The organism is Stenotrophomonas sp. S49 (assembly GCF_016624905.1).
Classification (GTDB): domain Bacteria; phylum Pseudomonadota; class Gammaproteobacteria; order Xanthomonadales; family Xanthomonadaceae; genus Stenotrophomonas.
Genome location: NZ_JACVUD010000019.1, coordinates 46692 through 54877, shown reverse-complemented (window position 1 = coordinate 54877; position 8186 = coordinate 46692). Strand labels below are relative to the sequence as shown.

Sequence of the window (8186 nt, the reverse complement as noted above, 5' to 3'; positions counted from 1 at the left end):
CCGCGGCCAAGCCTACAGGGACGTACTTGCGGCGTCCCCCGCAACCGGACCCACCCCGCCAACCCACGGATAGCCCGCTTTTGACGTTGACGTTGCCGTTGCCGTCGCTCCAAGCGGCTGCAGGGCTGCAAGCCCTGCCAGTACCCCACCCCCCGGCCGGGCTGGCAGAATAGGCGTCTCTGCCGTTATCCCGAAGCCGACGATGCGCCTCTCCCAGTTCCACCTGCACACCACCAAGGAAACCCCCAGCGACGCCGAGCTGACCAGCCACCGGCTGATGCTGCGCGCCGGCATGATCCGCAAGCTCGCCTCGGGCCTGTACACCTGGTCGCCGCTGGGCCTGCGCGTGCTGCGCAAGGTGGAGCGCATCGTGCGTGAGGAAATGGACCGCGCCGGCGCCGTGGAATTCCAGATTCCCACCATCCAGCCCAAGGAACTGTGGGAACAGACCGGGCGCTGGGAAAAGTTCGGCCCGCAGCTGCTGAAGATCAAGGACCGCAAGGAACAGACCTTCTGCTACAGCCCCACCGCCGAAGAAGCGGCGTGCGATTTCGCCCGCAGCGAGCTGTCCAGCTACAAGCAGCTGCCGGTGAATTTCTACCAGATCCAGACCAAGTTCCGCGACGAGATCCGCCCGCGTTTCGGCGTGATGCGTGCGCGCGAATTCCTGATGAAGGATGCGTATTCGTTCCACCTGCACGATGAAGACCTGGTGCGCGAATACGAAAACATGAAGACGGCCTACAGCCGCATCTTCACCCGCCTGGGCCTGGATTTCCGCATGGTGCAGGCCGACTCCGGCGCCATCGGTGGCGACGCATCGCAGGAATTCCATGTGATCGCCGATTCCGGTGAAGACGCGCTGGTGTTTTCCACCGGCTCGGATTATGCCGCCAACATGGAAGCGGCCGTGGCCGCCGATCCGGCGCCGCGCGCGGCCGCCGCTGAAACCCTGCGCAAGGTGGACACGCCCACCCAGAAGACCTGCGAAGACGTGGCCGCCCTGCTCGGTATCGACCTGCAGCGCACGGTGAAGTCGGTGGCGCTGATGACCGAGGCCGGCTTCGTGCTGGCCCTGGTGCGCGGCGACCACGAAGTAAATGAGATCAAGCTGGCCAAGGTGGCTGGCCTAGAAGACCAGCGTTTTGCCAGCGAAGCGGAAATCGCCGAGCACCTGGGCAGCGTGCCCGGCTTCCTGGGCCCGGTCGGCCCGGCCAAGGCGATCCGCGTGCTGGCCGACCGCGAAGTGGCGGCCATGGCCGACTTCGTGGTCGGTGCCAACGAGGCCGGTTTCCACCTGGCCGGGGTGAACTGGGGCCGCGACCTGCCGGAACCGGAAGTGGTGGATATCCGCAACGTGCGTGCCGGTGACCGCGCCCGCGACGGCGGCGAGCTGAAGATCGCCCGCGGCATCGAGGTCGGCCACGTGTTCCAGCTCGGCCGCAAGTACGCCGAAGCGCTGCAGGCCACCGTGCTGGACGAGAACGGCAAGGCCGCCGTGATGACCATGGGCTGCTACGGCATCGGCATCTCGCGCGTGGTGGCCGCCGCCATCGAACAGAACCACGACGACGCCGGCATCATCTGGCCCGAGGCGATGGCGCCCTGGCAGGTGGTGGTCTGCGTGATCAACCCGAAGGGCGATGCGGGCGTGGCCGAGGCCGCCGCTGCACTGCTGCAGGAACTGCGCGACGCCGGCCTGGATGCAGCGCTGGACGACCGCGGCCTGCGCCCGGGCGCCATGTTCGCCGACATGGAGCTGATCGGTGTTCCGCACCGCGTGGTGGTGAGCGAGCGCGGCCTGGCCGCCGGTACTTATGAATACCGCTCGCGCAAGGCCAGCGAGGCCGAGAGCCTGGACAAGGACACCCTGCTGCAGCGACTGCAGGGTTGATGGAAAGACCGGGGTCCGCCCCGGTCTTTTTTTTTTGCGTCCACCGGTGGCATAGCGTCTGAATATGTCGGCAGTCGCAATTCGTAATATCAGTAACCAATAAATGTTTGTGCTGGCAGTAAATCGACATTACCCTGTCCAGCGACCGCCATGGACCGGCTCGTCCCTGTCCATCACCGTATTTCCCGGAGTATTTGCATGAGCATCGACCTGAGCGGCCTGTCGGCACGTGAGCTGGGCGCCCTGATCCGTACCGCCAAGAAGCAGCAAACCATCGTCGCCAAGCGCCGCCCGATCACCAAGGTGCGCGCCCAGCTGACCAAGCTGGCCAAGACCGAGGGTTACACCATCGACGAACTGTTCGGTGGCGCCGCTGCCCCGGCACCGCGTGCACGCAAGGCTGCCAAGGCTCCGGCCAAGACCGCCGGCCGCAAGCTGGGCAAGGTGGCACCGAAGTACCGCAACCCGGCCAACCCGAAGGAAACCTGGACCGGCCGCGGCAAGCAGCCGCGCTGGATGGCCGAGCTGACCGCCAAGGGCAACAAGAAGCCGGAAGATTTCCTGATCAAGAAGGCCTGAGTCCTGCACGGGAATGAGAAAACGCCGGCGAAAGCCGGCGTTTTTTTGTGGGTAGCGCCGGGCCATGCCCGGCGAGCGCAGCGGTGGTGTTCCGATCCGCCGGGCACGGCCCGGCGCTACCGATCACAGGGTTTTGCGCGCCGGCATCAGCAGGTTGCCGAACAGCAGGCCGGCCACCAGCGCCATCACCACGTTCAGCACGGTCAGGAACACGCTCTGGCCGGCGCCCACGTCCTGCTGCTGCACCAGGGTCAGCACACCGCGCAGGCTGGTGCTGCCGGGCACCATCATGATGATGCCTGGCAGGCGGATGATCGCGCCCGGGCGACCCACCAGTCGGCCAAACAGATTGCCGCCGGCGGTCAGCAGCATCGCCGACAGGAAAATACCCGCCGGTGCGCCCCAGGCGTGGCCGCCGAATTTGGAAATGGCATAGCCGGCCACCGAGGCGGCAATCACCCATGGGTAATCGCGCCGGTTGGCCTTGAACAACATGGCGAATGCAAACGCCGCGGTCAGCAGCGAGCCCCATTCCACCCACGGCCCCTGCGGACGCGAGGCACGGATCACCGGGTCCAGGCCCAGCACATCGGCCAGGGTGACCGCGATCATCGCGCCCACGCTCAGTTTCATGATGGTGGTGAGCGCACCGGCAAAACGCGCCGTGCCCGAAACCCAATGCTGGCTGGCCAGTTCGTTCACTGCATTGGTCAACGACATGCCCGGCAGCAACACCACCAGCGAGGCAATGATGACGGTGTTGAGATTCAGCGCGCCCACGAACGCCGCCACCAGGGTGGCGACCATGCCGGCCAGCAGCGCGGCCAGCGCCTCGCCGGCTTCGCGGGTGGCCGGGCGGCGATCGGTCAGCATGCCCAGCAGGCCGATCATCAGGCCGATTACGCCAGCCGTAGCGATGTCCAGCCACGGCAGCTTCCACATGCCGGCCACGCCGGCCGCGCCCAGGCTGAAGGAGAGGATGGTGCGCAGCTTGCCGCGGCGGCCCGGGTCCTTGTCCAGCTGGCGCAACGCGGTATGGCCCTGGGCAAGGCTCATGCGCCCGTTGGCCACTTCCTCGGCAATGCGGTCGGCCACGCTCAGTTTGTGCAGGTCGTTCTCGCCCGGCGCCAGGCGGATCACCCGGGTGATGTCGCTGGAACCGATGGCGCGCGCGGGGTCGCTGAAGCTGAGGATGATGCCGGTGGGGTTCGACCACGGCTCACAATCCAGGTCCAGTTGCCGCGCCAACGCCACCACGGCGGCCTCCAGGCGCTGGGCCGTGGTGCCATAGCTGTGCAGGCGACCGGCGATCTCGGAAACAAAGGCCACGCGCTGCGCATAGGTGGCCTGGGGCGTGGGGATGGCGTGAGCATCGGCGGACATGCGCCGTAGTATTACCTACAGCGGGCCCGGCAGGAGAAATTCATCCCGGTTCGACGCGACGTGCAATTCAGAACGGTTATGCTGCGACCCGAATGGCCCCCATGACCCCGAACCACAGCCCCCGGCTGGAACAGGATGCCCACGATCCCGGGCTGATCCATCTGTCCGGCCACTGGACCTTGAAGACCGCACTGGCGGCGGCCGAGGTGCTGCGCGACGTTCCCGAAAAACTGACCGGCATCGACGCCACCGCCATCGAGCAGCTGGATTCGGCCGGCGTGCTGCAGGTGCTGCGTGTGGCCCATCGTGCCGACCTGGGCGAACAGGCCCTGCACTTCCGCCCCGACCACCAGGCACTGGTGTGCACCATCGAAGAAGTGGCCGACGACCGGCCCAAGCCCAAGCGCGACTTCGGCGTGCTGGCCGCGCTGGAGCGCTTGGGTGTCAGCGTCCACACCACCGGCCACAACATCAAGGCGCTGTGCAGCTTCCTGGGCGAGAACCTGGTCAAGGCCGCGCGCCTGTTCAAGGAACCGCGCCGCTTCCGCCTGACCGCCACCGTGCACCAGATGGAACAGGTGGGCCTGGATGCGGTGCCGCTGGTAGCGTTGCTGTCCTACCTGGTGGGTGCGGTGATCGCCTTCCTCGGCTCGACCATCCTGCGCGACTTCGGCGCGGAGATCTACGTAGTGGAACTGGTGAACATCGCCTTCCTGCGCGAATTCGCCGTGCTGCTGACCGCCATCGTGCTGGCCGGCCGCACCGCCAGTGCGTTCACCGCGCAGATCGGCGCGATGAAGGCGCGCGAAGAGATCGATGCGATGCGCACCCTGGGCCTGGACCCGGTCGATCTGCTGGTGCTGCCGCGCCTGCTGGCGCTACTGGTCACCCTGCCACTGCTGACCTTCATCGCGATGGCGGCCGGTCTGGCCGGCGGCATCACCGTGGGTGCGTTCGACCTGGATATTCCGCCGCAGATGTACATCGCGCGCATGCACGAAACCATGGAAGTGCGGCACATGCTGGTGGGGCTGTCCAAGGCGCCGGTATTCGCCCTGGTGATCGGCCTGATCGGCTGCCTGGAAGGGCTGAAGGTGGAAGGCACGGCGCAGTCGGTGGGCGAACGCACCACCTCCAGCGTGGTGCAGACCATCTCGCTGGTGATCATCATCGACGCCTTCGCGGCGTTGTGGTTCATGCATATGGACTGGTGAGATGAGCACACACCCACACCCCGATGACACCCAGATGCAGGATGACCAAGGCCACGACCTGGCCATCCGCGTGCGCGGGCTGACCAACCGCTTCGGCAGCCAGACCGTGCACGAAGGGCTGGACCTGGACGTGCGCCGCGGCGAGATCCTGGGCGTGGTTGGCGGGTCGGGCACCGGTAAATCGGTGCTGATGCGGTCGATCCTGGGCCTGCGCGTGCCCGACGCCGGGCAGATCGAGGTACTGGGCCGCGATGCACGCGCCGACGATGCCGAAAGCCGCCTGCACATCGAGCGCAACACCGGCGTGCTGTTCCAGGATGGCGCCCTGTTCTCTTCGCTCAGCGTGGGCGAGAACGTGCAGGTGCCGCTGAAGGAACACCACCGCGAACTGCCCGAACGCTGGCATTACGAACTGGCCCTGCTGAAGGTGAAGCTGGCCGGCCTGCCCGCCGATGCCATCAACAAACTGCCGTCGCAGTTGTCCGGCGGCATGCGCAAGCGCGCCGGCCTGGCCCGTGCGCTGGCGCTGGACCCGCCGCTGCTGTTCCTGGACGAGCCCACCGCCGGCCTGGACCCGATCGGCGCGGCCGCGTTCGACCGCCTGATCAAGACCCTGCAGGAAGCGCTGGGTCTGACCGTGTTCCTGATCACCCATGACCTGGACACGCTGTACGCCATCTGCGACCGGGTGGCGGTGATCGCCGACCACAAGGTGGTGGCCAACGCGCCGCTGCCGGACATCGAGAAACTGGATCATCCGTGGATCCAGGAATACTTCCACGGACCCCGCGCGCGCGCCGCGCGTGGCGAACAGATCGAGAGTGCCTGAGCCATGGAAACCAAAGCCAACTACGTGCTGATCGGCGCGTTCACCCTGATCACCGGCCTGGCCCTGCTGGCCTTCGGCCTGTGGGCGGCCAAGTACTCCTCCGACCGTACCTGGCAGGAATACCGCGTGGTGTTCCGCGAAGCGGTCACCGGCCTGTCGGTGGGCAGCCCGGTGCAGTACAACGGCATCGCGGTGGGGTCGATCACCGAACTGAACCTGGTGCCCGACGACCCGCGCCAGGTGGTCGCGCGCATCCGCTTGAATTCCAACACGCCGGTCAAGACCGATACCCGCGCCAAGCTGGCCATCACCAGCCTGACCGGCCCGTCGATCATCCAGCTCAGTGGCGGCACCCCGCAGGCCCCCACCCTGACCACGGTGAACAAGGACCCGGCGCCGATCATTCCGACCACGCCGTCGGCGCTGCAGAACATCACCGATGTGGCCAACCGCATCGTCGAACGCATGGACCAGATCCTGAGCGACCGCAACGTCGCCTCGATCAACGCCACCCTGGCCAATCTGGAAACAATCAGTGGCGGCCTGGCCGACCGTGACCAGGGCACCCAGGCGCTGCTGTTGAGTGCGCGCGACGCGGCCCGCAGCCTGGATACCACGCTGAAGACCACCAACGGCACCATCGAACGCCTGGACAAGAACCTGGTGCAGCAGCTGCCGGGCATCATCGACAAGCTCGATGCCACCCTGGGCAAGCTGGATTCGGCCGCCGGCAATGCCGATTCGATCCTGGGCGAGAACCGCGCGGCCATCAACAGCTTCGCCAACGATGGCTTGGGCCAGCTGGGCCCGACGCTGACCGAACTGCGCGGCCTGATCCGCGACCTGCGCCGGGTCAGCGACCGCCTGGAAAACAACCCCGCGCGCTACCTGCTGGGCCGCGATGCACCGAAGGAGTTCGAACCCAAATGAGCCCGATGACCCTTCCGCGCCTGCTGCTGGCCGCCTCGGCGGTTGCCCTGCTGGGTGGCTGCTCGATCCTCGGCAGCGGCGACAAGAACCCGGTCACCCTGTATTCGCCTGCCGTGCAGGTGAAGGTGGACCCGGCCTGGCCGCAGGGTGACTGGCAGCTGGTGCTGGCCAAGCCCAGTGCCGCACGCATGGTCGACAGCCCGCGCATCAACGTGCGGCCCACGCCGTCGGAACTGGAGATCTACCGCGGCGCCAGCTGGGCACAGCCGGCTACCGATATGATCGAAGACACCCTGCTGCGCGGCTTCGAAGATTCCGCCCGCCTGCCCGGTGTGGCCCGCGTGGCCGCCGGCATCCGCGCCGACTACAAATTGACCACCGACGTACGCCGCTTCGAGTCCGACTACCAGGGCCAAGCCACGCCGACGGTGGTGATTGAACTGAACGCCAAACTCATCCACGTGGCCGACCAGCGCGTGGTGGCCGACCGCACCTTCCGCCAGCAACAGCCGGTGGGCAGCACCGATGTGCCGGCCGTGGCCGCCGCGTTCGAACGCGGCCTGCAGCAGATCGCGCAGGACGTAGTGGGCTGGACGCTGGTGAGCGGGCAGCGCGACCGCCAGGCGTTGCCGCGCTGAGGTTGTAGGGGTCGGATCCCTTCCCACAGGGAAGGGCTCTGACCCCACCGTCACCCGCGCGGGGTGATCCACCGGAATGTCAGGTTGATGCGCTCGCCCTGCACCCGCGCCATCTTCGGCAGCGCGTGCTGGTAAAAGCGCTGGGTGCTGCCGCCCATCAGCAACAGATCGCCATGGCCCAGCAGGAATTCGGCCTTGCGCGCCGGTTCATCGCGGCGGCGCAACAGGAAGCGGCGTGCCGCGCCCAGGCTCAACGAGGCGATCAGCGGTTCAGTCCCCAGCTCTGGCTCGTCGTCGCTATGCCAGCCCATGTAATCCCCACCGCTGCGGTAGCGGTTCACCAGCACGCTGTTGAAGCGGCCGATGCCTTCGGCCAGCAGCCGTTCACGCAACGCCTGCAGCAGCGGCGTCCACGGCCGCGGTTCGAACAGTGCGCCGGAATAGCGGTATCGCGCCTGCGGATCACCGATCCAGCAGCTCAAGCGCGGCGAATCCACCCAGTTGCCGAACATGCGGATGCGGTGGACCTCCCACGGCAGTTGCGCCTGCAGGGACGGCAGCAGGGCATCGGCCGCAGCGGGGGACAGCCACCCCGGCAGGTGGCGCACATCCGCGTCGGGCAGGTCTTGGGGAAACAGCATCGCCACACGCTAGCACGGCCGGGTTTGCCGTCGTGGCCGCCAGCACCGAAAATGGCGGCATGACCGTTGCCACGCTGC

At 67.0% G+C, this 8186-nt stretch carries 8 protein-coding genes; 6 read left to right on the top strand and 2 right to left on the bottom strand.

What is annotated here, in order from left to right; translation table 11 throughout:
* Positions 1-202: 202 nt before the first annotated feature.
* Both IAE58_RS06545 and IAE58_RS06540 read left to right on the top strand, forming a co-directional pair.
* Positions 203-1894: a proline--tRNA ligase gene (locus IAE58_RS06545; protein WP_199933108.1), complete on the top strand. Its 1692-nt coding sequence runs from the start codon at positions 203-205 to the stop codon at positions 1892-1894.
* A gap of 198 nt (positions 1895-2092) precedes the next feature.
* The gene (locus IAE58_RS06540) at positions 2093-2473 is read left to right on the top strand and encodes an H-NS histone family protein (RefSeq protein WP_108748452.1); all 381 of its coding nucleotides are present in this window, start codon (positions 2093-2095) and stop codon (positions 2471-2473) included.
* 123 nt (positions 2474-2596) lie between these two features.
* Here the strand turns inward: IAE58_RS06540 and IAE58_RS06535 are convergent, their stop codons facing one another.
* Positions 2597-3856, bottom strand: coding sequence for a threonine/serine exporter family protein (locus IAE58_RS06535; RefSeq protein ID WP_108748451.1), 1260 nt, complete (start codon positions 3854-3856; stop codon positions 2597-2599).
* 92 nt (positions 3857-3948) lie between these two features.
* On the opposite strand from IAE58_RS06535, the gene IAE58_RS06530 reads away from it, so the two are divergent.
* From IAE58_RS06530 to IAE58_RS06515, 4 genes are read left to right on the top strand one after another with little or no spacing between them, the layout of a single operon-like run.
* Positions 3949-5070, top strand: a complete 1122-nt coding sequence (locus IAE58_RS06530) for an ABC transporter permease (protein ID WP_199933107.1) — start codon at positions 3949-3951, stop codon at positions 5068-5070.
* Between the two features lies 1 nt (position 5071).
* A complete protein-coding gene (locus tag IAE58_RS06525; protein ID WP_108752115.1) occupies positions 5072-5899 on the top strand; it encodes an ABC transporter ATP-binding protein in 828 nt (275 codons plus the stop codon).
* A gap of 3 nt (positions 5900-5902) precedes the next feature.
* Positions 5903-6829: an MlaD family protein gene (locus IAE58_RS06520; RefSeq protein WP_108752114.1), complete on the top strand. Its 927-nt coding sequence runs from the start codon at positions 5903-5905 to the stop codon at positions 6827-6829.
* The gene (locus tag IAE58_RS06515; protein ID WP_199933106.1) at positions 6826-7467 is read left to right on the top strand and encodes an ABC-type transport auxiliary lipoprotein family protein; all 642 of its coding nucleotides are present in this window, start codon (positions 6826-6828) and stop codon (positions 7465-7467) included. The genes IAE58_RS06520 and IAE58_RS06515 overlap by 4 nt, the downstream gene beginning before the upstream one ends.
* A gap of 50 nt (positions 7468-7517) precedes the next feature.
* On the opposite strand, the gene IAE58_RS06510 is transcribed toward IAE58_RS06515, so the two are convergent.
* The gene (locus IAE58_RS06510) at positions 7518-8108 is read right to left on the bottom strand and encodes an alpha-ketoglutarate-dependent dioxygenase AlkB (protein ID WP_199933105.1); all 591 of its coding nucleotides are present in this window, start codon (positions 8106-8108) and stop codon (positions 7518-7520) included.
* Positions 8109-8186: the final 78 nt, after the last annotated feature.

Excerpts from the sequence above, each read along its gene's own strand:
- IAE58_RS06545 (WP_199933108.1), top strand. The coding sequence starts at position 203 with ATGCGCCTCTCCCAGTTCCACCTGCACACCACCAAGGAAACCCCCAGC.
- IAE58_RS06540 (WP_108748452.1), top strand. The coding sequence starts at position 2,093 with ATGAGCATCGACCTGAGCGGCCTGTCGGCACGTGAGCTGGGCGCCCTG.
- IAE58_RS06535 (WP_108748451.1), bottom strand. The coding sequence starts at position 3,856 with ATGTCCGCCGATGCTCACGCCATCCCCACGCCCCAGGCCACCTATGCG.
- IAE58_RS06530 (WP_199933107.1), top strand. The coding sequence starts at position 3,949 with ATGGCCCCCATGACCCCGAACCACAGCCCCCGGCTGGAACAGGATGCC.
- IAE58_RS06525 (WP_108752115.1), top strand. The coding sequence starts at position 5,072 with ATGAGCACACACCCACACCCCGATGACACCCAGATGCAGGATGACCAA.
- IAE58_RS06520 (WP_108752114.1), top strand. The coding sequence starts at position 5,903 with ATGGAAACCAAAGCCAACTACGTGCTGATCGGCGCGTTCACCCTGATC.
- IAE58_RS06515 (WP_199933106.1), top strand. The coding sequence starts at position 6,826 with ATGAGCCCGATGACCCTTCCGCGCCTGCTGCTGGCCGCCTCGGCGGTT.
- IAE58_RS06510 (WP_199933105.1), bottom strand. The coding sequence starts at position 8,108 with ATGCTGTTTCCCCAAGACCTGCCCGACGCGGATGTGCGCCACCTGCCG.